This is a genomic window from Myroides sp. LJL115 (assembly GCF_054871665.1).
The window spans coordinates 1-24,666 of the sequence record NZ_JBTXLS010000007.1; the positions used below are offsets into that span (position 1 = coordinate 1).

The window sequence follows — 24,666 nt, forward strand, 5'->3', positions numbered from 1 at the left end:
CCTTCATTAGGTAACATTCATTTACTACTCATTTAAATTAAGTTCAGTCCTTCAGTATTTCGTAAGACTTCTTGGTATTGCCAAGCTTGTATCCATACCTACTATGACTTCTGCTGACTTCTTACAGCAATTGTTATCCATAGTTCTGTAAAAAAAAACTTTCCTATGTCTGTAAGACCTCCCCAGGTAAGAACAGTAACTTTCCCCTCATATACCTGCTATATTTACCCTAAATATCTCCGTACAACTTTGGACTTCAGTTTGTTTAGCAACCTTATCCGATATTATTGAGCCTGATATAGTTTCTGTTCGTCAGGTCAAGGGTTTGCCTAGCGCTTCCTTCAGATTCCACCTTGCGATGGACACCCTTGCATTTGGCTAACACTTCCCGTTGTAAAGGCGTGTTCGGGACTTACACCCTAGAGTTACTACCCATGCTGGGCACACTAAAAAAGGGGCTGTCTCACAATTGAAAACAGCCCCCTTTTTTGTTTAATACATATCGTATTTTACTTAGTATAATTTAATTTGGAATAAAAAACTATAACTAACAAATAGCCTCTGAATGACAACGAAGTAACCTTTATCAGACAAACTCTTTTGCTTATTTCTTAAAAATAACTTTATTAAAAACTATTAATATTCCGACTCCCACTGAAATGGCAACATCTGCTAAATTAAATATTGCATTAAAAAAAGTGAAATAACTTCCTCCCCATATAGGTAACCATTGTGGTAGATAACCCTTCCAAATAGGAAAATAAAACATATCTACAACCTTACCATGAAATACAGTACCATATGGATCTTGAGAAAAGATACTTGCTAATTGATGTGTACTATCATTAAAGATAATTCCGTAAAAAACAGAATCAATAATATTACCAACTGCCCCAGCTAAGATAAGAGAAATAGCGATAATTAAATAATTAGACATTTTCTTCTTAACCGAGTCTACTAACCACCAACCAATTCCACATACTGCAACAATTCTGAAAAGAGTTAAGGCTAATTTCCCATAATTTCCAGGTAACTCAACTCCCCATGCCATACCGTCATTTTCAATAAAATGAATTCTAAACCAATCTGCTACATAGTACTCCTCTCCTAATAAGAAATTTGTTTTTATAAAAATTTTCAACCATTGATCTAATATCAATACTACAACAACAAGTAGGACAGCTCTTTTTAATGACATTTTCGATTATTTACAAAAGCAAATGTAAATTATTTTAAGGTAAAAAAAAAACGCTCTTTAAAAGAGCGTCTTTATATTTTACTAACGTTGTAGGTTCTTTGCCTCAATACTCATTGTTGCGTGAGGAACAAGTTTTAAACGTTCCTTATCGATCAATTTTCCTGTTACTTTACAAATACCATAGGTTTTGTTTTGAATCCTTACCAATGCATTACGCAAGTCTCGGATGAATTTTTCTTGACGGATTGCCAATTGTGAATTTGCCTCTTTCGACATAGTTTCACTACCTTCTTCAAAAGCTTTAAACGTTGGTGAGGTATCATCCGTCCCATTGTTTAAATCATTCATGTAGGCACTTTTAATCAATTCTAAATCTGCTTGCGCTTTCAAGATCTTTGCCTGAATCAGCTCTTTAAAATCTGCTAATTCCGCATCAGAGTATCTCACTAATTCATTAACTTCTCTCATAACTAAATTATTTAATAACTACTACACGCGTTTTTAGCTCATCAAATTCTAATTCAATTCCTTCCTTCAGACTTGGAACAAAATCTAATTCACTTGTTAGCGTCTCAGATTTTATGTACTCTTGGTTGGCTAAAACCGCCTTTTTAATATCTTCTTGTTCTTCTAAAGTAATCTTTATCTTGTCTGTAACTTCAAAACCAGAATCTTTTCTAATATTTTGAATACGATTAACAAGTTCACGTGCTATACCTTCATCTCTTAACTCAGGAGTTATTGTAATATCTAATGCCACTGTAAGACCAGCTTCATTAGCAACTAACCATCCTTCTATATCTTGAGAAGTGATTTCCACATCTTCTAATGTTAAGATAATACTTTTTTCTGTTAAATTAACTTCAATTTCTCCATTTTTTTCAATTAAACTAATATCCCCTGGAGTAAATTCTTGTATCTTCTTAGAAATCAACCCCATATCTTTACCAAATCTAGGCCCCAAAGTCTTAAAGTTAGGTTTAATGTTTTTCACTAAGATACCTGAATCATCGTCTAATAACTCTATCTGTTTTACATTAACCTCTGCTTTGATAAGATCAGCAACAGCCAAGATTTCTTGACGTTGGCTCTCTTCTAAGATAGGAATCATTACTCTTTGTAATGGTTGACGAACCTTAATCATCTCCTTCTTACGTAAAGATAAAACTAAAGAGGAGATTATTTGCGCTTTATGCATTCTACTCTCTAATCCCAGATCTACCAACTGTGGTTGGAACTCAGGGAAGTTAGCCAAATGTACAGATTCAAAAGACTCTTTATTCGTTACAGAGATTAAATCTTTGTAAAGCTTATCCATGAAAAATGGTGCAATCGGAGCCGAAAGTTTCGATACTGTTAACAAACAAGTATATAAAGTCTGGTAGGCAGCAATTTTATCTGGTCCATATTCCCCTTTCCAGAATCTTCTCCTACATAAACGAACGTACCAGTTACTTAAGTTCTCAGAAACGAACTCGGAAATAGCACGAGCAGCTTTTGTTGGCTCATATTCGTTATAAAATTCATCAACTCTTTGTACTAAAGTATTTAGCTCAGAAAGAATCCAACGGTCTATCTCTGGTCTACCTTCTATAGCAATGTCTTCTTCTTTATAAGAGAAACCATCAATATTAGCATATAATGCAAAGAAATTATACGTATTGTATAACGTTCCAAAGAACTTTCTTCTTACTTCAACTATTCCTTCTAAGTCAAATTTCAAGTTATCCCATGGATTAGCATTTGAAATCATGTACCAACGAGTTGCGTCAGGTCCATGTTCTTGAAGTGTCTCAAATGGATCTACTGTGTTACCCAAACTCTTAGACATTTTCAAGCCATTCTTATCCAATACTAGTCCATTAGATACAACATTCTTATAAGCATTTGTATCAAATACCAAAGTTGATATAGTATGTAGAGTGTAAAACCATCCACGCGTTTGGTCTACTCCCTCAGCGATAAAATCAGCTGGGTAACTCTTATTTTGATCAATTAATTCTTTATTCTCGAAAGGATAATGCCACTGAGCATACGGCATAGAACCAGAATCGAACCAAACGTCAATTAAGTCCGCTTCACGATACATAGGCTTACCTGTACTAGATACTAAAACAATAGAATCCACTACATTTTTATGTAAGTCTACTTTATCATAGTTTTCTTCACTGTTATCTCCAACTACAAAACCTTCAAAAGGATTTGTTTTTTGAATACCAGCCTGCATAGATTTTTGTATCTCATTAACCAATTCTTCCATAGAACCAATTAAAATCTCTTCTGAGTTGTCTTCAGTTCTCCAAATTGGAAGTGGAATACCCCAGTAACGAGAACGGGATAAGTTCCAATCGTTGGCATTTTTCAACCAATTTCCAAAACGACCTTCTCCTGTAGCCTTTGGCTTCCAGTTAATATCTTGGTTTAATTCAAACATACGGTCTTTCACTTCCGTAACCTTAATGAACCAAGAGTCTAATGGATAATATAAAACAGGCTTATTAGTTCTCCAACAATGTGGATAACTATGCACATATTTTTCTACTTTGAATGCTTTATTCTCTTCTTTTAAACGGATAGCAATTTCTACGTCTACAGAACGCTCTGGCTCTTGACCTTCATCATAGTATTCGTTTTTCACATACTTACCTGCTAAGTCTCCCATCTGAGAAACAAAACGCCCTTGTAAATCTACTAAAGGAACTGCGTTTCCTTCTTGATCTAGGATAAGCATAGCTGGAACCTCAGGAGTAGCTTCTTTTGCAACTCTAGCATCATCTGCACCAAATGTTGGAGCAGTATGAACAATCCCTGTTCCATCCTCTGTAGTAACGAAATCTCCTGCAATTACGCGGAAAGCATTTTCTGGATTTTCGTATGGTAAGGTATAAGGTAAAAGTTGTTCATATTTAATACCAATAAGATCAGCTCCTTTGAAATCCTTAACTACTAAGTAAGGGATTTTCTTATCTCCATTTTGGTAAGCTTCTAATTCTTGCTCTGTTTCTACTTTTTGGAATTTTCCACTAAACTGTTTACCAATTAAAGCTTTAGCTAAAATTACAGTAATTGGAAGTCCTGTATATTGATTATACGTTTTAACTAAAGTATAATCAATTTTTGGCCCAACTGTTAATGCTGTATTCGAAGGTAACGTCCAAGGTGTAGTCGTCCATGCTAAAAAGTCTACATCAGAAAATTCACTTAAGAAATCTGGAAGGCTATCTTGAACAGCGCGGAACTGAGCTACAACAGTAGTATCGGTAACATCCTTGTAACAACCTGGTTGATTTAATTCATGAGAAGACAAACCAGTTCCTGCCTTAGGTGAGTAAGGTTGAATCGTATATCCTTTATAAATTAAATTTTTATTATATATCTGTTTTAATAACCACCAAACAGACTCCATGTACTTAGGTTTATAAGTAATATATGGATTTTCCATATCTACCCAATACCCCATTTGCTCTGTTAAGTCATTCCACAAGTCTGTATAGCGCATTACTGTTTGCTTACAAGCTTGGTTATATTCCTCAATAGAGATCTTTGTACCTATGTCTTCTTTGGTAATTCCTAATTCTTTTTCTGTACCTAATTCTACTGGTAGACCATGCGTATCCCACCCAGCTTTTCTTTTTACTTGGTAACCTTTTTGTGTTTTATATCGACAAAAAATATCTTTAATCGCACGAGCCATCACGTGGTGAATACCCGGTTTTCCGTTTGCTGAAGGAGGTCCCTCAAAAAACACAAATGGCTTATTATCGTCTCTTGTACTAATACTTTTTTCAAATATTGATTGTTCTTTCCAAAATTCGCGCATCTCTGACGCTACTCCTGACAAATCAAGATTTTTGTATTCTGTAAATTTAGTGCTCATCGTTATTAACTATAATATTTTTTTATCAATTTCGCGAATTTAAACAATTTCCTCTAATAATTAGCTAATTAATTGGTAGGAAAATCTTTAATGTAAATAATTATTCAAAAACTTCGTACAAAACCTCCAATGACTTGGGTTTTTTGAACGAACTTAAATGCTCTTCAAAGTAGATTAGCAACAAGTTTAGTAATTTTTTTCTATCCTTGCTATTAAAAACATTTTGTTCTACTTGAAAAGTCAAATTTAATAAACGCTTTAATAAATATGTTTGTTCTTTATCAAAGGTTTCTAGATCTTGTAAAGAAGTAAAATTACCCTCCCTCCAATTAAAATATTCCAAATCCTCACTAGATCTATCTGGATAGAAACCAAAGTGCTTACATAGCTCTATGAGTAGAACTAAATGAAAATTACTTGGATTATCATGGGTATCAAGCCATAGTAAGGCTGTTTCTATATAATCAAAGAAAGCCAAATCTTTCTCCTGAAGACTAATGGAGTTATGCAAAATCTCTCCAACAAAAATAGCAATGCTGTTTTTATAAAAATCATAATAAATAGATTGATATACATGTCCTACTTTAATTTCTTTAAAGTATTCCATACTTCCTTTATTTTTAAAGGTAAACTCAATTTCCAAATTCATCAATGGTTGAAAATATGCTATTTTTTGTGTGGATTTACCTTTTGAGAACGCATTAGGCACATAAAAGGTCTGTACACCTACCTCTTTAGTTAAACACTTTACTATCAATCCTTTCTCTTGATATTTCAAAGCACTTAACACGATTGCTCTAGTCTTTACTATCATTGTGCTTTACTTCTATTTGTTCTTTGAACTCAACTAACTTATGATTATTATTCAAACATAGCAAATTTACTCTTTTTTAGAATCACTTTCCTATTTGAAGGCTAAGTTGTCTACCTTTTTAAATTTTATAAATACCACCACCTAATCCTCTTACATTTTTCTCTTATAATCTCCCTGTTCTCTTAGCTAGAAAACTAAGGTAGTTCATGTTCTAAACTTTGCTTTATAAGCCATAATTGATTTTAATTTATATAGCTTTGTAGTAAAACCATTTTTATGAAAAAGATTTTCCTTTTTATTGTCTTTGCAGCTTTTGCTATGAGTTGTGAAAACAAAGTTGATCCAGGATTAGTAATAGAACAACAATCCTTTAAAGCCAAGGCAAATACTGGCTGTCAAGATTTAGAATGTACAAGTATTTCCATTAATGTACCTATTATCAGCTCACCGCAAAATATTGCCAATACAGCCATCAATACAATTACATTAGATACTATTGCTGATTTGATGTCTTTTGAAGCAGATTTAACCCATATTACCTCCTATGATTCTTTAGTTAAGGATTTTATAAAGACCTATGAACAGTTTATCGTTCAATTTCCAGATGATACTATTCCATGGAAAGCAGAAGTAGAGGTGCAAAATACTTTTACTAATAAAACTATTTATGCAAGCGCTGTAGAATACTATACTTTCGCAGGTGGAGCCCACGGATATAATTCTAAATTCAGCCTTATTTTTGATTTTACTACAGGAGAATTAATCCCAACTAAAAAGCTTTTTAAGAATTGGGGCAATTTAATGACTTTAATAGAACCTAAACTTAGCTATGCGCAAGAGTTGAAAGATAAACACGGAGTATTAGCTTTACCTTCTAATGTTTACATTTTCCCAGATAAAGTACTATTAGCTTATACCAATGAGGATCTATTTTCTACTAAAGAAAAAGTAGACTATATAGAGTTTAGTATAGAGCAAATTAGTCCTTTTATCACTTATGATTTAACTCCTACTCAACAAGAGTAGTTATATTATTAAAAAAGCCAAATACCTAGAGCAAGTGAGTATTTATAAAAAAATATTTAAACAAACCGTTATATATGGCCTAGCGGCAGTTTTTCCTAAAGTAATAGGATTTTTCCTAGTACCTTTTCACACACAATTTATGCCCGACCAAGCATACGGTCAATATAGTGTTGTATTTGCGATTATTACATTTTTCAATGTGATTCTTGCTTTTGGAATGGAAACAGCTTTTTTTAGGTTTTACAATATGCAGGATAATAAAGTAGCTGTAAGTAATACAGCTACTTTATTTCTACTTTTCACTACACTTTGCTTTTTAGCTATCTGTTTATTTACACAGGAGTTTTGGGCAGATTTATTAAATATCTCCCAGCAAGTATTTCAATATGTTATTTGGATTCTAGTCTTTGATACCTTAGTGATTATTCCTTTCGCTAAATTAAGAGCTAACCAAAGGCCTATGGTATATAGTAGTATAAAGATAATAAATGTACTATTATTCACAGGATTAAACGTATTCTTTTTATATCTTCTACCCAAGGCAGCTTTCAATAACCCAGCTTCCTTTTGGACAGAAATATACAAAGAGGATTATCAAGTTGCCTACCTATTTTTAGCTAATCTAATTGCAAGTTTATTGACCTTTTTATTCTTTATTAAAGAATATTTTAGCCTAAAATTATCCATTGATATTACCCTTACTAAAAAAATGCTACGCTATGCCTTTCCAATAATGATTGGAGGATTGGCTTTTGCTACAAATGAAGGTTTTGATAAAATATTATTGGAAAGACTTTTACCTAAAGACGTTGCATTAGCACAAATTGGTCAGTACGCAGCTTGCTATAAGCTTGGATTATTTATGGTATTATTTCGTCAAGCTTACACCCTTGGTATTGAGCCTTTTTTCTTTAACTATGCCAAAAACGCAGATGCTCCTATCAAATACGCTACGATTACGAAATACTTTACCATTTTCGGAAGTTTAATAATGTTAGTAATTGTAGTGTTTTCAGATATTTTAAAAATATTCGTAATTAGAAATCCAGAATACTGGGCGGCAATGAGCATTGTACCATTGATTATTCTAGCCAATTTATGTATGGGAATTTATACTAACTTATCGGTTTGGTATAAGTTAAAAGATAAGACAATGATGGGTGCATATATCTCTATTATAGGAGCCATCTTAACTCTTATTTTTAACTTTGCATTGATTCCTTATCTTGGCTATATTGGATCGGCAATAGCTACTCTAATAGCCTATGGAGCGATGATGATCATTTCTTACCTACTAGGTCAGAAGTACTATCCTATACCCTATGATATAAAAGCTATAAGTGGTTACTTAATTGCTTCGATTAGCTTTTGTTTTATCTACTTTTATTTCTTCAGAGAAAATTATTTTATAGGTATTACTTTCATCCTTTTATTTACCTTACTTATCCTTAAGGAACAATATCCTGTATGGAGAAAAAAAGTAAATAATAGATAAATACAAAAAAAGGACTCTAAATTAAAGTCCTTTTTTTGTATTTAAAAGTAAAGATTTAATTATTTAAAGCCTTTTCTTTATTATATTTGAGAGTATAACTAAAATCCACCTTAGAAACTTGGTTGGCCTTAACATTCAAATTCCAACTTAGTATTCCTTTTTGCGCATCTACTTCTGCTTGATCTCTTTTGAATAAATCTACTTCAATATCCGTATTCTTACTCACAGGAATTTGATCTTGGATTAAAATATCTATACTTTGCTTCTTATTGTTCTTAACAAGTATTTCATACGCTAAAGTTTCATTCTTGCGATTCGATAACACCCTATTACTTGCCTTATCGCTGATTAACCTTCTAGAAACTTGTACTTGAGAGTCTTTACCCAAATTAAGTTCTAAAGTCTGCTCAGTATTATTGGTATCTAAGAAGGTACTTCCAATATAAAACCCTTCAAAAATTACATTGGCACTTCCACTTAATAAGTTATAGTCCTGGTAATCATTTACTTTTGCTACTAAATAAGCATTAGGGTCAACTTTTACTGCACTATAATACTGGTAGTTAGCTTGTAACTCAAATGTATCTAAACTTACAAAATGAGTTTTAGAATCGGATAAAATTCTAGAAGAAGACTTAATATCAAAAACAATATTCATTTGCTTCTGGCTGATAGCTACATTTGGTTGTAATACATTATTTGCAGGCATACTAACTACACTTTTAGCCCTAGCAAAAGCATTAGAACTACCAACAAAATATTCTTTTTCCTCTACTATATTTTCTTTATAATCGATAAACCAAGTATCTAAAACTGGTTTAATGTTATCTTGATTTGCAAAACCACTAACTAAACTAAGCTTGAGATTATTCCAATCTAGCCCTGTATTTTGTTTAATACCTGCTTTATAATTTACCTGTATAGGAGTGTTTAGCTCTTTAATATTTAAATCATAAGCTGCAAACCATTGTGCTGTATTAGTAAAATACCTTAAATCAAAAACAACTTCTTGTTCTATATTACTCTCAACTTGAACAATGATTTGACCTTTTCCATAATTACTTCCTAGTTCATTTCCTGCCTCTAATCGCAGTTGCAAACTTGAGAGCAATTGTTCTAGCTCTATCTTCTTTTGTCTCTTTTGATTTAACTCTAGACTAAGATCGGTTCTTTTTTTAGTATAAAAATCCACTAAGTTTCCTAGTTCTACAGAAAAATTAGTTCCATTCCCACTTGGAATAGTCTGATTGGCATCTAAAATATTGAGCGCATTTGATACAGAGGTCGTTGAAATAGACAAATGTTCTAATTCTTGACCAATAGTATAAATACTATCCGTTAATGTATTACCTGTTAAGCCTTGCTTTATAGCTTTATCATAATTAGTTGCAAATACAGTAGATAAAATATGAACTGGTTTACTACTACCTATGTGAATACTGTTTTGATTCAAGGAGGATGATAAATTACTAATTAACACCTGGCTCTTACCTTTAGGCAATTTAACTTTGACTCTATGTTGTAAATCCGCACCATTAAAATAGATACGTACATCCTGTATAGATGCAACAGCTTTTACTTGGTTTTGGGCAAAAACCACTGCGCTTTGTAGTCCTAATAAAACCATTATAAAGGTGAAAATAATCTTTCTCATAACTAAATAATTAACGTCCAAACAAGGCACTTACTACATCTTCGATTTTACTAACATAAACAAGCTTTATTCCTTTACCAGAATAACTCACTTTATTGTACTTTGAAATAAAAATATATTCGAAACCTAACTTCTCTGCTTCTAAAATTCGTTGATCTACACGATTAACAGGTCTAATCTCTCCCGATAGTCCAACTTCAGCAGCAAATACAACATTACGACCTATTGGAATATCTTGATCCGAAGATAAAACAGCAGCAACAACACCTAAATCTATAGCGGGATCATCTACCGTAATACCACCGGTAATGTTTAAGAATACATCTTTTTGTCCTAAACGAAAACCAGCTCTTTTCTCTAAAACGGCTAAAATCATATTTAAACGCTTCAGATTGTACCCTGTACTACTTCTTTGTGGGGTACCATAAACTGCAGTACTCACCAATGCTTGTACTTCTACCATTAATGGTCGCATCCCCTCTAAGGTCCCAGAAATTGCGGTTCCAGATAACTGTTCTTCTTTATGAGATAAAAGAATTTCTGCCGGATTAGAAACTTCTTTTAAACCAGATCCTCGCATTTCGTAAATACCTAGTTCAGCTGTAGAACCGAAACGGTTTTTGTTTGCTCTTAAAATTCTAAAAACATGATTGCGATCTCCTTCAAACTGCAAGACTGTATCTACCATATGCTCTAGCATTTTTGGCCCAGCTATACTTCCATCTTTAGTTATATGTCCAATTATTAAAACAGGAGTGCCCGTTTCTTTTGCAAACTTGGTTAATTCTGCTGTACACTCCTTAATTTGAGAGACAGTCCCAGAAGAAGCTTCTATATAATCGGTATGCAAAGTTTGAATAGAGTCAATAATAAGAACTTCGGGTTTAATTTCCTCTATCTGTCGAAATATATTCTGCGTATTAGACTCGGTAAGAATAAAGCAATTATCATTATTGGGATTAATTCTCTCTGCTCGCATTTTTATTTGCTTTTGACTTTCTTCCCCAGAAACATATAAAACCTTGTAGGGTAACTTTAAAGAAATCTGTAGCAAAAGCGTACTTTTTCCAATACCAGGTTCACCTCCTAATAAAATCATTGACCCCGGTACAATTCCCCCTCCTAGAACGCGGTTTAGCTCACCATCTAAAGTATCTAAGCGCTGTTCTTCACTTGCATCTATCTCACGTATTAAAACTGGCTTAGCAACCCTATTGCTACTATTTCCAGCTGTAGCAATTCCCTTCCAACCACTAGCCTGCTCTTTTTGAACTACTTCTTCTACTAAGGTATTCCATTCCTTACATCCTCCACATTGACCCATCCATTTTGGATATTTAGATCCACAATTTTGGCAAAAAAAAGCTGTTTTTACTTTAGCCATCCCTCAAAATATTAATAGATTATACTTTCTTAAGCAATTTAAAAAAAAAAGCCGATTCATAAATGAATCGGCTTTGTATTATGTGTCTTTAACTAATTAATTAGCTAAAATAATAATCTTATTATCGTTTAATTCTAATGTACCAAAGTTTACTGGTAAATGATAAGTATCATTTGAAACTTTAGTAAATCTTGAACTAAATGCTTCTTTTATAGAAATGTTACTTCCTGTAAACTTAATCTCACCTTTAGTTAAGACAGATACAATAGAAGCGTGATTGTTTAGCATCTGAAATTCTCCATCAGCTCCCGGTACAGATACAGAAGTAACTTCTCCAGAAAATAAAGTTGCCTCAGGCGATACGATTTCTAACTTCATGATCTATATTTTTTAGTGATTATTAAAATTCAGCATTCATTTTCTCTCCAGCTTCAATTACTTCTTCAATTGAACCTTTTAAGTTAAATGCAGCTTCTGGTAAATGATCTAATTTACCATCCATAATCATGTTAAATCCTTTGATTGTATCTTTAATATCAACTAATACACCAGGGATACCAGTAAACTGCTCCGCTACGTGGAATGGTTGAGATAAGAAACGTTGAACTCTACGAGCTCTATGTACAGCTAATTTATCCTCTTCTGACAATTCTTCCATACCTAGAATTGCAATAATATCTTGTAATTCTTTGTATTTTTGAAGGATTTCTTTTACTCTTTGTGCACAATCATAGTGCTCATCACCTAAAACTTCTGGAGATAAAATTCTTGAAGTAGAATCTAATGGATCTACTGCAGGATAAATACCTAACTCAGCAATCTTACGAGATAATACAGTAGTAGCATCTAAGTGAGCAAACGTTGTTGCAGGAGCTGGGTCAGTTAAGTCATCCGCAGGTACATATACCGCTTGTACAGAAGTAATAGATCCTTTTTTAGTTGAAGTAATACGCTCTTGCATCGCTCCCATCTCAGTTGCTAATGTAGGTTGGTACCCTACTGCAGAAGGCATACGTCCTAATAAAGCAGAAACCTCAGAACCCGCTTGTGTAAAACGGAAAATGTTGTCTACGAAGAATAAAACGTCTTTACCTTGGTCATCACCTGCACCATCACGGAAGTATTCAGCAATAGTTAATCCTGATAAAGCAACACGTGCACGTGCCCCTGGTGGCTCATTCATCTGACCGAATACGAATGTAGCTTTAGATTCTTTCATTCCAGGTCTATCTACTTTAGATAAATCCCATCCTCCATTTTCCATAGAAGTCATGAAATCATCACCATATTTAATAATACCTGACTCTAACATCTCACGTAATAAGTCGTTACCCTCACGAGTACGCTCACCAACTCCTGCGAATACAGAAAGTCCACCGTGTCCTTTAGCGATATTATTGATTAATTCTTGAATCAAAACAGTTTTACCAACTCCAGCACCACCGAATAATCCAATCTTTCCTCCTTTTGCATAAGGCTCAATTAAGTCGATTACCTTAATTCCTGTGAAAAGAACTTCAGTTGAAGTAGATAAATCTTCAAATTTTGGAGCCTCACGGTGAATTGGTAAACCAGCAACACCGTCTTTTGGTAAGTTTCCTAGACCATCAATAGCGTCACCAACAACATTAAACAATCTACCAAATACTTCTTTCCCAATAGGAACTTGGATAGGAGATCCAGTAGCGATAACTTCATATCCTCTACTTAATCCGTCTGTTGAGTCCATTGAAATTGTACGAACTGTATCTTCTCCAATGTGTGATTGTACTTCAAGTACTAATTTAGAACCATCTGGTTTAGTGATTTCTAATGAATCATAAATTCTCGGAAGTTCGGAATTCTCTGTGTTGAAGACTACATCAACAACAGGTCCGATGACTTGCGCAACTTTTCCTGTAACTTTAGACATTGCTTATGTATTTATTTAACAGCTATTTACCTTTAATGAAAAATACTACTTTTTCAGAGTGCAAAGATAGTTTTTTTATCGTAATATAAAAAGCCTCAAAATTTATTTTTTATAAAAAAATGCGACGCCTTAAAAAGGGTCGCATTTATACCTCTTATTCTACAGTAACTGACTTAGCCAAGTTCCTCGGCTGATCCACATTACATTCTCTTAATACAGCTATATGGTAGGATAATAACTGTAAAGGAATCGTCGCTAATATAGGCGTTAAAGCCTCAGATATACCCGGTACCTCGATAACATGGTCTGCTAAATTGCGAACTTGAGTATCTCCTTTTGTAACTACAGCAATAATTTTACCATTTCTAGCTTTGATTTCTTGAATATTACTAACCACTTTATCATAATGCAACTGGTCAGGAGCAATTACAATAACAGGCATATGCTCATCAATAAGAGCAATTGGACCGTGTTTCATTTCAGCCGCAGGATAACCTTCAGCGTGAATATATGAAATCTCTTTTAATTTAAGAGCACCTTCCAAAGCCACAGGATAGTTATACCCTCTACCTAAATAAAGACAGTTATTAGAATTCTTATATACTTTAGAAATCTCTAATATTGCTTCATTTTGGGTTAAAGCTTCTTCTACTCTCTCTGGAATAAGTTCCAGTTCATGTAGATATTTTAAATATTCTGAATTAGCCAACGTACCTTTAGCCTTAGCTAAGCGCAAAGCTATTAAAGTCAAAATAGTTATCTGAGTAGTGAATGCTTTTGTAGAAGCAACCCCAATCTCAGGCCCAGCATGAGTATAAGCCCCAGCATGAGTTTCTCTTGAAATAGAAGAACCTACTACATTACAAACCCCAAAAACAAAAGCACCTCTGTTTTTTGCTAATTTAATAGCAGCTAATGTATCCGCAGTTTCCCCAGATTGAGAAATAGCAATAATTACATCATCACTATTTATAATCGGATTTCTATATCTAAATTCAGAAGCATACTCCACTTCCACAGGAATTCTTGCAAACTCCTCAATGATATATTCTGCGACAAGTCCAGCATGCCAAGAAGTACCACAAGCAACAATGATTATCCTTTTTGCATTAAGGAATTTCTCAATATTATCTTCAATTCCAGCCATCTTAACGATCCCTTTATCGGCTAATAATCTTCCTCTAAAAGTATCTTTAATTACCTCTGGTTGTTCGAAAATCTCTTTAAGCATAAAATGGTCATAGCCATTTTTTTCGATTTGCTCCAAATTCAATTGAAGCTCTTGAACATAATGATCTACCAAGGAATCATCTTTTATTTTCCTAATAATTAATGGCTTATGTAAACGAATAATAGCCATTTCTTCATCTTCAAGGTAGATAGCATTATTTGTATATTCAATAAATGGAGAAGCATCTGAGGTAATGAAATATTCATTATCTCCGATACCAATTGCTAAAGGACTACCAAGTCGCGCAGCTATTATTTCATCAGGCTTCTTTATATCCATAACAGCAATAGCATAAGCTCCTACTACTTGATTTAATGCAATCTGAACAGCCTTTCCAAGCTTTACACCTTGCGTTTTTTGTACATCTTCAATTAGATTGATCAGCACTTCTGTATCAGTCTCTGAATGAAAAACATACCCTCTTTTAATTAATTCTTGCTTTAAAGAATCGTAGTTTTCGATTATCCCATTATGAATTAGAACTAATTCACCTGAGTTCGAAAAATGTGGATGTGAATTAATATCATTAGGAACTCCATGAGTAGCCCAACGTGTGTGTCCTATACCAACAGTACCGCTTTTGATTTGATCTGAACACTTTTGTTCTAAATCAGCTACTTTACCTTTAGTCTTACACAAATTAATTTTATCTCCGTCAAATACAGCTAATCCTGCACTATCATACCCACGGTACTCTAGGCGTGTTAAACCTTTGATGATAACAGGATAAGCCTGTCTATGCCCAATGTAACCAACAATTCCACACATATATTGTCGTTGTTATTTGATTTTGGTAAAAAATATTTCTAATTGCATTTTACTTTCTTCAGGGACACCATTTGTCGTTCCATGTAAAACTGTTCCCAAAGGGGTTGTAATACTAAAAGAAGGAATAGTGGCGATATCACGAGGAATATTAGTGATCGGCGTCTCAATTTTCATGAACTTTAATTCACTTACTGTATTTGTAAACTCATTACTTACAACCAATCCTAACTTAGGGCTTCTCACAATATCACTTTGCAGTAAATATTGAATATGTTCCCTTACTCTTATTCTATAGGTAAAAACCTCTCTTTTACTAATTTCTTGATCTTGATTTTCTTCATCTACTTCTTGCACAGCAATAAACTCACCACCGTAGAAGCTCTTATCGTTACTACTATCACTAGCAAAATCTGCTAATACCGTAGAATCATCATAATTATACAAAAATAACCTTGGAGGATTTATAGAATTCTCCATGATATTTCGATTAACATAAACAGTTAAAAAAGCATCGTTAACAAGGATATCCATGTCACGTAGAGCCTTTAACTCACTAAAATCATCTTCTGTAAATAATTCGATCACTCCTAAACTTCCTTCACCACCTTTTAAATAGATAGCATCATCTCCCAAATCTTTATTGGAATTCTCCACCTTTGATTGGTAAGATTGGTCGTTCTCACTTTGGGTTAAACTGATAATATTATTACTAGTTGCAGCAAGTGATCCACTTGAAGATCCAGCAAAATTAGCTAGAGAAAACTTTATTTCTCCTCTTACTTTCTCTTTGGTTTCTGTTCCTTCTGCATCTGTCTTAGTTTCTTCTTGCTCATAAGTAGCTCTTAAATACCCTTGACCTAAAGCCAATAATCCAAGCGCTCCTTTAGAACCATTACTAGAAGCCTTCAAGTATAAACCTCTAAATGCATTCTTCTGTAAATCTGAATTAGCTAAGCTAGCTTGATTATCTATAAAGAATTTTTGGAAATAAGGCATATTTAAATCTATCCAAAACCCAGGACTAAGTCTATCTTTAACTATTTCTTTCCCTTCTTCATCTCTTTCAATCTTACCGTCCTTATCATATTTATAAATATTAATTGCGGCTTTACTGAATTCAACATGTGTATTTTGAACAGCTTTATAAGAATCGTTTAAAACAACCCCAGTATTATTGTTGTCAAATAATCCAAAATCATTGTTGTAGAAATAGATAGATCCTCCTGCAATTGGATTATCTAAGGAGATTAAATAAGAATTTTGATAAACTTTCAAATTAAAAGAACCATCTCCATACACACTCCCTAGTTTATAATTGTAAGTTTCCTCCTCTAACTTCTCTGGAAGAGCGTTGTAGAAAGGAATATACAAGTAAACAGAATCAAATACAGCGGTGTTATTCAATTTTGTAAAAGCACTAATGTCTGTAGATAAATCTAAGGCTAAACTATTAGATACTGTTCCAAAAAAATCATCACTTAAGGATCCTATACTGTACTCTGGCAACTTATTTGCCTCTACAGGACCTGTAGCCTGATTATAAGCTTTAATATCTTTTACAAGATATGTTTCCACTGGATAATCCCCTCCTCCGATAATATCGGAACCAGCACTAGTATAATCACTATCACAAGACTGAATTGCAAAAAATCCTAGAGATAGGACTAGACCTTTAAATATATTTTTTGGGCTCATGTATTCTAATACAAAATTGGTTTGTTAAAATTTTAAAGGAATTTCTTATAAAACTCACTATAAGCTTCTGCGAACTCCTCTTTAGGCACGTAAGGTAAAAAAGGTTTTTCAGAAGATTCTATAATTTTTGTTAAATTTGAACCTATTTTTTCTGAAGCAACAATAACTCCATCTGAGTTAATGATTGCATTTTTCATAATGTTTTCATAAGTAGGCTCGCCAAAATCAGCAATAATATCTTCTGACAATCCATCAAAAGCAATTTTAGCTCTCATTTCATCACTTAATTGTCCTTCAAAACCTTCCTCAAAAATGGATGTAACAATCTTTGTTTCACCAAAAATAGCTTCATCTTTATAGTAATGTTTTAAATAAACTGGCAATAAGGAAGCCATCCAACCTTGTACATGGATAACATCTGGAACCCAATTTAGCTTTTTAACTGTTTCAATCACTCCCTTAGTGAAGAAAATTGCTCTTTCGTCATTATCTGGAAATAGATTTCCATCATCATCCGTAAATGTAGATTTACGTTTGAAGTATTCGTCGTTATCAATAAAATAAACTTGAATTCTTTCTTTAGGAATAGAAGCAACTTTAATAATCAATGGCATATCCATGTCATTAACCACTAAATTCATTCCTGATAATCTAATTACTTCGTGCAATTGATGTCTACGCTCGTTTATACTTCCGTATCTAGGCATAAAAATTCTTATTTGCCCGCCTTGGTCATTGATCATCTTTGGAGCATCATAAGACATTAATGAAACTTCATTCTCTGCTAAATAAGGTACCACCTCAGATGATACGTACAATATCCTCTTTTCTTTCATATTCATTCGTAATTTCTTTGGGTGAAATAAATAAACGTTGCAAATTTACAAAAATTTAGTGAGTTATTTTCTAAATAACTAATTTTGCCATTATTTTAAACAGAAAGCTAATGTTTCTTTTTAGTACAAAAGCCGAATTACAGGAGTATTTAAACTCCTTCAGACAGGCTAGAAAAACAATAGGTCTTGTACCTACAATGGGGGCTATACATCAAGGTCACCTATCTTTAATGCAACAATCTATTACTGAAAACGACTGTACAGTTGTAAGCATTTTTGTTAACCCTACTCAGTTTAATAATTCTGAGGATTTAGAAAATTACCCGAGGACATTGGATAGAGATATGCAAACAATAGCTACTATATCTGACAAAATAGTAATTTTCGCACCTAGTGTTGAAGAAATGTATAGTGACAATGCTGTGGCTCAAAACTTTGTATTTGACGGATTAGAAAGCCAAATGGAGGGTGCTCAGCGCCCTGGACATTTTAATGGTGTAGGAACAATTGTGAAAAAATTATTTGAATTAGTTAAGCCCACCAATGCTTACTTTGGAGAAAAAGATTTTCAACAATTACTAATTATAAAAAAATTAGTAAAAAACTATAATATACCTGTAAATATCATAGGTGTACCTATTTTTAGAACTTCAGAAGGTTTAGCAATGAGCTCAAGAAACGAGCGAATTTCAAAACAAGGCTTAGATTCTTCTCTTTTCCTTTATCAAGTATTAAATAAAGCTAAAGAAATTTTCCAAAGTGAAAGTATTGATAAAGTTAACCTATTTGTTGCCAATGAATTTAAAAATAATCCTAACTTTGAGCTCGAATACTTTACAATAGCGGAAGAAGAAACTTTACTAACTGCAACCCAAAAAGAAACAGGTAAATCTTACCGAGGTTTTTTAGTGGCACATATTGAAGGTATTCGTTTAATTGACAATTTAAAGTTTAACTAAAACTAAAGCGAAATGCAAGTTGAAGTAGTAAAATCAAAAATTCACCGTGTAACAGTTACAGGTGCTGATTTAAATTACATTGGTAGCATAACCATTGATGAGGCTTTATTAGAAGCTGCTAACATGATCGAGGGAGAAAAGGTTTCTATTGTTAATGTGAACAATGGAGAGCGTTTTGAAACTTATATCATTCCTGGAAACAGAAACAGTGGAGAGATTTGCCTTAATGGGCCAGCTGCTAGAAAAGTACACAAAGGAGATATCATAATTATTATCTCTTATGGAATATTGGACTTCGAGGAAGCTAAAAGCTTTAAACCAGCTATCGTTTTCCCTAATGAAGAGGATAATTCTCTAAGATAATCGTGTTTTTTTGAATAAGAATTTAAGTAAAATAGCCAATATAACACTCCCACTACTTTTGGGAGTGTCTTTGGTTTTTTACGCTTACACCCAATTCACTGACCAACAGTTAAAGGAAATTTTATCCAATTTTAAGCATGCGAATTATTTTTATATACTATTAGCATCTTTATTTACTTTACTCAGTTTATGGGCTAGATCCTATCGTTGGAAATTCGTTTTATCTCACATGGGCTATACTAGCTCTACTTCCTCTAACTTTATGGCTATCTGTATTGGCTACCTTCTTAATTTAACTGTTCCTAGATCAGGAGAAGTATCTCGAGCATTAGTTTTACAGAAATACAATTCCGTTCCCTTTGACAAAGGCTTCGGAAGTATTATAGCAGAACGAATTATAGACTTAATTTGCTTACTACTTTGTGTAAGTGTTACTCTTTTATTGCAATTTGATATACTAAAATCTTTCTTAGGTAAATATATTTCCTACGAGCAGATTTACTTACTCATTGGATCGTTATTTTTTATAATAGCATTATTGTGGATCCTATTTTTCTGGATAGAAAACAAAATAATCACTTTTATTAAAAGAAAGATAAGCGGATTAATTGAGGGAGTTTCAAGTGTACTTCTTATGCCTAATAAGCTTGCCTTTATATTGCTTACATGTATAATATGGATAGGCTATATAGCAACTTTCTATTGCGCTACATATGCATTGGAGCAAACCTCATCTCTTAGTATTGGAGCGGTAATGGCTGCATTTGTTGCAGGTAGTTTTGCTATTTCTTTTACAAATGGAGGAATTGGAGCTTTCCCTTTAATAATTACTGAAATACTGCGCTTTTACTCTATCGATGCAGTAGGCGCTGCTTCTTTTGGGTGGATAATTTGGAGTACGCAAACCGCTATAGTTGTGGTTTTAGGTGCTCTTTCTTTCCTTCTTCTACCCTTGGTATATACTAAGAAATAAAAACAAATTAGTTTTAAACGATTTAAATACATTTCATAGATCAAAATAGCTCTCTTTCTTAGCTTACGATGCCTTTTATACTGTATTTAATGATCCTGATTCATCCAATACTACATAAGCCCAATTACTGGACAAAAAAAAAGCTAGACATTTCTGTCTAGCTTTGCTCCCCCTCTTGGGCTCGAACCAAGGACCCTCTGATTAACAGTCAGATGCTCTAACCAACTGAGCTAAGGAGGAAGGTGATGTATTACCTTTATTGCGATGCAAATATAGTTGTTTTTTTTACTTTGCCCAAAAAAAGTCCTAACAATTATACATATTTTTTCATTCTTGTTTTAAAGTTGGAAGCATCCATTTATAACGAGTTGCCAATAAGCGAATTACAAAAACAAAGGTTGCTGTAATAATTTGTACAATTACGATGTCTACACTCAAATAAGTTAAGAGATAGTAGACACATACCCCCAAAACACAAGTAACTGCATACCATTCCTGCCTAAATATAGCGGGAATTTCATTGATTAGAATATCCCGAATAATACCCCCTACTACTCCTGTACAGGTTGCCATAATCATAACTACCCAAATTGGATAGTCCAATAAAAGTGTTTTTTCTGTTCCTACTACTACAAATAAACCTAACCCTATACTGTCAAACCATAAAAATGTACTATTTAGCTTTATTAATTGTTTAGAAAAAATAACTACAATAAGAAGAGCAATAATCGTTCCCCAAACATATACAGAGGACAGAAGCCAGAATGGAGTTAGTCCCAATAGAATATCCCTTAAAGTACCTCCTCCTGTTGCGGTGGCAAAACCAATAAACAAAGCTCCAAACCAATCTACATTTTTAGCAGAAGCCAATCGAATACCCGAAATAGCAAAGGCAATAGTACCTAGAAACTCTATAATATCTACAAAATAGATAGAGTCCCATAAATATATTAATGAATCAGACATAAGAAAAACACATTATTACAGCTTTAATTATTTATAATAACAGACTTTTGGTTAACAAAATTAAGCAATCCTTCTTTAGACATTTCCCTACCTATTCCAGAAAGCTTTGTCCCACCAAACGGTACTCTCGGATCAGAAATAACCATTTCGTTTATAAATACTGCCCCATCTTCAAACTCAGCAACCTGGCTTTTTAAAAAGTCTACGTCTTTGGAAAAAATGCTAACTCCTAATCCAAAAGTAGAATCATTACTCATCTTTATAGCATCTTTAAAGTCATCAAACCCAACTACCACTGCTAAAGGGCCAAATGTTTCTTGAGTAAATGCAGGCATTTCACAAGTAACGTCTGTTAATAAAGTTGGCTCAAACCAATTTTTATCCCTCTTACCTCCAAAAACAACTTTAGCTCCTTGACTTACAGACTGAGTCATTATCTGTTCTAGCTCTATAGCCAAATCTTCTCTAGCCATTAAACCTATCGTAGTTGTCTTATCCATTAAATCGCCCTTTTTAAGGGATTTCACCTCTTTTGAAAACCTTTGGATAAAATCATCAACAATTGAATTATGCACTATAAAACGCTTAGCAGCTATACAGCTTTGTCCTGTATTTTGAAAGCGTGCTGTAACAGCTAGTGGAACAACAACATCTAAGTCTACATCTTGACGAACAATAAAAGCATTACTCCCGCCTAGCTCTAACACAACTGGCTTGATATATTGCCCAGCACTTTTCGCTACCGAACTACCAGCATGTTCACTTCCTGTTAAAGAAACACCTTTAACTTTATTGTTTTGTATTATCTGTTCTACTTGGCTTGCAGCAATAGGTAAGTTCTGATAAAGATGTTGGTACCCCTCTATCGTAAAACAATCCTCTAAGGCCGCGGCAGATAAAGGGACGTTACTTGCGTGTTTTACAACTACAGTATTTCCAGAGGCTATTGTAGGAATCGCAAATCGAAATACTTGCCAAAATGGAAAATTCCAAGGCATAACCCCTAAAATAACACCTAAAGGCTCATGAGAAACAAAAGTCTGGGACCAATTGGTAGTAATATCTCTAGGCTTTAAAATTTCTACAGAATTCTCTATGTAATAATCAATTAAAACAGCACATTTCTTTACCTCTGCAATACTTTGAGAAATAGGCTTATACATGTCTTTTGTCATACACTCACTGTAATATTCTAAATTACCTAAAAGCTTATCTTTAACTTTCTTCAGATAAATGATTCGCTCTTCTACATTAACTTTCTTCCAGCTTAGAAAAGAGTTATCTGCTTGTTGCACTAGTGCTTGGATATCTTTTTGCATATATAAATTTTTATAGACCAGAAAGTTATCATACTTTCTTGTTCAATTATTGATTATAAACTACCTTAGTGTCCAGATTCAAATTCCCACTTATGAAAAGAAACACAAAAATATTTCTTGTTGGTATTATACTATTAATAGCAACAATAACCTTATTTGCTTTAGGTTTTTTAAATGATCAAACAGCGTATTTTTTTGGATCCGTTTGTATGGTAATGATTGCAATGCCAATTGTAATCTATATTTTTAATAAAGCAGGCTAGTTTCAAACGTACTAATTGTAAATTTACAAATAAATGAAAAAAAACCTTATTCTATTAACGATAGGTTTACTACTGATTGCCTTAACGCTTGTTTTACAAACTCAAAACATTCTAAATCAAACAGATAGTTCGATTGGCTTAATAATAGCTCTAATTATAACGGTTATTCCTTTGTTTAACCTAGTATTTAAAAAATTAAGAAAATAAAAAAACCGGTATGTTAATATACCGGTTTTTATTTATTTTTTCAATACTTTTTCTAAATTTTCCAACATTACATCCGTCATGGTTGCTAAGTCGTAATGATGTTTCCATCCCCAATCTTCAAAAGCGCGAGAGTCATCAATACTAGCTGGCCAACTATCTGCAATAGCTTGACGGAAATCAGGCTCATAAGAAATAGTAAAATCAGTAATGTGTTTTTTTATCTCGTTGTAAATCTGCTCTGGTGTAAAAGAAACACCTGCTAAGTTATAAGAAGATCTAATTTTCACATCCTCTTTCTTTGCTTGCATAATACCAACAGTTGCATTTAAAGCATCTTCCATATACATCATTGGTAAGGCAGAATCTTTAGATAAGAAGCAATTATAATGTTTATCTTGTATCGCTTTATAAAAAATATCTACTGCATAATCAGTAGTACCACCTCCAGGAGGAGTAGTCCAAGAGATTAAACCTGGATAACGAATACTTCTAACATCCACTCCAAATTTTTCAAAATAATATTCACACCAACGCTCTCCTGCTTGTTTTGAAATACCATACACTGTACTAGGTTCCATCACTGTATATTGAGGAGTATTAAACCTAGGTGTTGTAGGACCAAAAACAGCAATAGAAGATGGCCAAAATATTTTCTTTATTTTTCCTTCTTTAGCTAAATTCAATACATGAAACAAAGAGTTCATGTTTAAATCCCATGCAAAAGCAGGGTTCTTTTCTGCTGTAGCGGAAAGCAACGCTGCCATTAAATACACCTCATCAATTTGGTGCTTTTCTACAACTGCAGCAACCGCATCAAAGTCCATCGCATTAATAATCTCAAACGGTCCTGATGTCATTAAGTTATCATTACCTTCTCTAATATCAGAGGCTATTACGTTTTGATTTCCGTATATCCCTCTTAATTTTAATGTAAGCTCAGACCCTATTTGTCCGCATGCTCCAATGATTAGAATTTTGGTTCCCATTAAACTACTGTTTTTATTCCCTACAAATATAACAGAACTAAAACCTAATTATCAAAATAATTACGTTAACTTTCTTACTTAGGTAATATTATGTTTTTCTGTAGCATTTCTTAAGTTATAACTTTGTAAATTTGAATCATTATTTATTTTACAATGAAAAAAGGAATATTTCTTACCCTACTAATAGTTTTATTTTGTTTAACTGCTTTCTCTTGTCAACAAAAGGACAATTCACAACAAAAGCTTAACGAGTCTGTTATGCAACACAATGATAGTGTTTTTGCTTTTTTAGAAACAAATTGGCATTTTCAAGTCAAACAAAATTCACAAGAATTACAAACTATTCTAGATGATTGGAAAATTTGGCAAGAATTCGCTCAAGAATTGGCTATAAAGCCTGTAACTTCTATTGGAGCATATCAAAATAAAATTAAAGTTTTAGACAATAAGCTTTCCTCTTTAAGTTACTTAAAGTATCCTGAAGCACTTGATACACCTGATATAAAAGCTAGGGTGACTGTTTTGTCTACATCAATAAAGAACTTAAATATGTTTCTACAATTGAACCCAATTGACATTGACAAAGTGCAACAATCTTTAGATCAGGTAAATGAGAATTTAGATATCTTACTTTCTCAAATGCAAAACAACCTTAGTAAGCCAACTCTTAATGCTAATTCTGCTGTTGATTTTCAACAACTTTTAGATACTGTAAGAAGAGCTAATCCGACGAATTAAAA

The 24,666-nt window shown here is 33.3% G+C and carries 21 protein-coding genes and 1 tRNA gene; 7 read left to right on the forward strand and 15 right to left on the reverse strand.

Annotated elements, in window-relative coordinates; all coding sequences use genetic code 11:
- Positions 1–604: 604 nt before the first annotated feature.
- The 4 genes from ACYSNX_RS02915 to recO form a co-directional block, all read right to left on the reverse strand.
- Entirely contained in the window at positions 605–1,198 is a 594-nt protein-coding gene (locus ACYSNX_RS02915; protein ID WP_461753190.1) for a lipoprotein signal peptidase, read from the reverse strand.
- 81 nt (positions 1,199–1,279) lie between these two features.
- Positions 1,280–1,666, reverse strand: a complete 387-nt coding sequence (locus ACYSNX_RS02920) for a TraR/DksA family transcriptional regulator (protein WP_461753191.1) — start codon at positions 1,664–1,666, stop codon at positions 1,280–1,282.
- A gap of 7 nt (positions 1,667–1,673) precedes the next feature.
- Positions 1,674–5,075, reverse strand: coding sequence for an isoleucine--tRNA ligase (gene ileS / locus ACYSNX_RS02925; protein WP_461753192.1), 3,402 nt, complete (start codon positions 5,073–5,075; stop codon positions 1,674–1,676).
- A gap of 100 nt (positions 5,076–5,175) precedes the next feature.
- Positions 5,176–5,889: a DNA repair protein RecO gene (gene recO, locus ACYSNX_RS02930; RefSeq protein WP_461753193.1), complete on the reverse strand. Its 714-nt coding sequence runs from the start codon at positions 5,887–5,889 to the stop codon at positions 5,176–5,178.
- A gap of 276 nt (positions 5,890–6,165) precedes the next feature.
- Between recO and ACYSNX_RS02935 the strand changes: the two genes are divergently transcribed.
- Both ACYSNX_RS02935 and ACYSNX_RS02940 read left to right on the forward strand, forming a co-directional pair.
- A complete protein-coding gene (locus ACYSNX_RS02935) occupies positions 6,166–6,915 on the forward strand; it encodes a PdaC/SigV domain-containing protein (protein ID WP_461753194.1) in 750 nt (249 codons plus the stop codon).
- A gap of 34 nt (positions 6,916–6,949) precedes the next feature.
- The gene (locus tag ACYSNX_RS02940; RefSeq protein WP_461753195.1) at positions 6,950–8,410 is read left to right on the forward strand and encodes a lipopolysaccharide biosynthesis protein; all 1,461 of its coding nucleotides are present in this window, start codon (positions 6,950–6,952) and stop codon (positions 8,408–8,410) included.
- A 55-nt stretch (positions 8,411–8,465) separates the two neighbouring features.
- Here ACYSNX_RS02940 and ACYSNX_RS02945 read toward each other — a convergent pair whose 3' ends face one another.
- The 7 genes from ACYSNX_RS02945 to ACYSNX_RS02975 form a co-directional block, all read right to left on the reverse strand.
- The gene (locus ACYSNX_RS02945; RefSeq protein WP_461753196.1) at positions 8,466–10,064 is read right to left on the reverse strand and encodes a DUF4139 domain-containing protein; all 1,599 of its coding nucleotides are present in this window, start codon (positions 10,062–10,064) and stop codon (positions 8,466–8,468) included.
- A 10-nt stretch (positions 10,065–10,074) separates the two neighbouring features.
- Positions 10,075–11,448, reverse strand: a complete 1,374-nt coding sequence (radA, locus tag ACYSNX_RS02950; protein WP_461753197.1) for a DNA repair protein RadA — start codon at positions 11,446–11,448, stop codon at positions 10,075–10,077.
- A gap of 96 nt (positions 11,449–11,544) precedes the next feature.
- Complete coding sequence (locus ACYSNX_RS02955; RefSeq protein WP_461753198.1) at positions 11,545–11,826, reverse strand: F0F1 ATP synthase subunit epsilon; 282 nt, start codon at positions 11,824–11,826, stop codon at positions 11,545–11,547.
- A 22-nt stretch (positions 11,827–11,848) separates the two neighbouring features.
- Positions 11,849–13,360 (reverse strand): F0F1 ATP synthase subunit beta, encoded by a 1,512-nt coding sequence (atpD, locus tag ACYSNX_RS02960; RefSeq protein WP_461753199.1) that lies wholly within the window; start codon positions 13,358–13,360, stop codon positions 11,849–11,851.
- Between the two features lie 154 nt (positions 13,361–13,514).
- Positions 13,515–15,359 (reverse strand): glutamine--fructose-6-phosphate transaminase (isomerizing), encoded by a 1,845-nt coding sequence (gene glmS, locus ACYSNX_RS02965; protein WP_461753200.1) that lies wholly within the window; start codon positions 15,357–15,359, stop codon positions 13,515–13,517.
- 12 nt (positions 15,360–15,371) lie between these two features.
- Positions 15,372–17,054 carry a DUF4270 domain-containing protein gene (locus tag ACYSNX_RS02970; RefSeq protein WP_461753201.1) on the reverse strand — a complete coding sequence of 561 codons (1,683 nt, stop codon included), beginning with the start codon at positions 17,052–17,054 and terminating at the stop codon, positions 15,372–15,374.
- 32 nt (positions 17,055–17,086) lie between these two features.
- Complete coding sequence (locus tag ACYSNX_RS02975) at positions 17,087–17,890, reverse strand: glycogen/starch synthase (protein WP_461753202.1); 804 nt, start codon at positions 17,888–17,890, stop codon at positions 17,087–17,089.
- 110 nt (positions 17,891–18,000) lie between these two features.
- On the opposite strand from ACYSNX_RS02975, the gene panC reads away from it, so the two are divergent.
- The 3 genes from panC to ACYSNX_RS02990 are packed head-to-tail and all read left to right on the forward strand — an operon-like array spanning position 18,001 to position 20,185.
- On the forward strand, positions 18,001–18,849 hold the full coding sequence (gene panC / locus ACYSNX_RS02980; protein ID WP_461753203.1) for a pantoate--beta-alanine ligase: 849 nt from the start codon (positions 18,001–18,003) through the stop codon (positions 18,847–18,849).
- Between the two features lie 12 nt (positions 18,850–18,861).
- Entirely contained in the window at positions 18,862–19,212 is a 351-nt protein-coding gene (gene panD / locus ACYSNX_RS02985; RefSeq protein WP_461753204.1) for an aspartate 1-decarboxylase, read from the forward strand.
- A 10-nt stretch (positions 19,213–19,222) separates the two neighbouring features.
- On the forward strand, positions 19,223–20,185 hold the full coding sequence (locus ACYSNX_RS02990) for a lysylphosphatidylglycerol synthase transmembrane domain-containing protein (protein ID WP_461753205.1): 963 nt from the start codon (positions 19,223–19,225) through the stop codon (positions 20,183–20,185).
- 166 nt (positions 20,186–20,351) lie between these two features.
- Here ACYSNX_RS02990 and ACYSNX_RS02995 read toward each other — a convergent pair.
- From ACYSNX_RS02995 to ACYSNX_RS03005, 3 genes are all read right to left on the reverse strand, one after another.
- A tRNA-Asn gene (locus ACYSNX_RS02995) sits at positions 20,352–20,425 on the reverse strand.
- An 87-nt stretch (positions 20,426–20,512) separates the two neighbouring features.
- On the reverse strand, positions 20,513–21,151 hold the full coding sequence (locus ACYSNX_RS03000; RefSeq protein WP_461753206.1) for a trimeric intracellular cation channel family protein: 639 nt from the start codon (positions 21,149–21,151) through the stop codon (positions 20,513–20,515).
- A 23-nt stretch (positions 21,152–21,174) separates the two neighbouring features.
- A complete protein-coding gene (locus tag ACYSNX_RS03005; protein WP_461753207.1) occupies positions 21,175–22,470 on the reverse strand; it encodes an NAD-dependent succinate-semialdehyde dehydrogenase in 1,296 nt (431 codons plus the stop codon).
- Between the two features lie 92 nt (positions 22,471–22,562).
- Between ACYSNX_RS03005 and ACYSNX_RS03010 the strand changes: the two genes are divergently transcribed.
- The gene (locus ACYSNX_RS03010) at positions 22,563–22,733 is read left to right on the forward strand and encodes a hypothetical protein (RefSeq protein WP_461753208.1); all 171 of its coding nucleotides are present in this window, start codon (positions 22,563–22,565) and stop codon (positions 22,731–22,733) included.
- Positions 22,734–22,972: 239 nt separating this feature from the next.
- On the opposite strand, the gene ACYSNX_RS03015 is transcribed toward ACYSNX_RS03010, so the two are convergent.
- Positions 22,973–23,926, reverse strand: a complete 954-nt coding sequence (locus tag ACYSNX_RS03015; RefSeq protein WP_461753209.1) for an NAD-dependent epimerase/dehydratase family protein — start codon at positions 23,924–23,926, stop codon at positions 22,973–22,975.
- Positions 23,927–24,079: 153 nt separating this feature from the next.
- On the opposite strand from ACYSNX_RS03015, the gene ACYSNX_RS03020 reads away from it, so the two are divergent.
- On the forward strand, positions 24,080–24,664 hold the full coding sequence (locus ACYSNX_RS03020; protein WP_461753210.1) for a hypothetical protein: 585 nt from the start codon (positions 24,080–24,082) through the stop codon (positions 24,662–24,664).
- The last annotated feature ends 2 nt before the right edge of the window (positions 24,665–24,666 follow it).